Origin of the sequence: Thermococcus sp. M36, from assembly GCF_012027355.1 — an archaeon.
GTDB lineage: Archaea > Methanobacteriota_B > Thermococci > Thermococcales > Thermococcaceae > Thermococcus.
On sequence record NZ_SNUH01000306.1, the window covers coordinates 1 to 404 of the forward strand.

A 404-nucleotide genomic window follows, 5' to 3' on the forward strand; every position below is an offset into this window, starting at 1 on the left:
AGAATGAAAAAAATATTTTGCGAATAACTGTATATGATAAAGACCCCATTTTTGCAGCCAAATTAGCTAACAGAACAACAGAATTAATCAGGTTTTTACAGGAAGAAATATGGAAGAAGAGTTATGAATTAATTTACGATCACTTGAATGCTTCTATCAGCAGAATGGAAAAGCAAGTGATTATAATTTCTGATACTATTCAATCAATAAAAACTGAAGACGCCAGAAAATTATTGCTGATTAATAAACGCCAATCGCTGTTAGATGAATTACAGAAGTACAGAAAAGAAGTAGTAGAGTTTCAGTTAATGATTGATGCAACACCTCAAGCTTTAGTAGTTTTAGATAAAGCTTTTCCAACACTGGCTTATGTTAAGCCTGATAAACTTTTGGTACTGAGTATA

At 31.4% G+C, this 404-nt stretch carries 1 protein-coding gene; it reads left to right on the top strand.

Annotated elements, in window-relative coordinates:
* Positions 1–404, top strand: a 404-nt coding sequence (locus E3E36_RS12460) for a hypothetical protein (RefSeq protein WP_167895644.1), incomplete at both ends; no start/stop codon positions are given.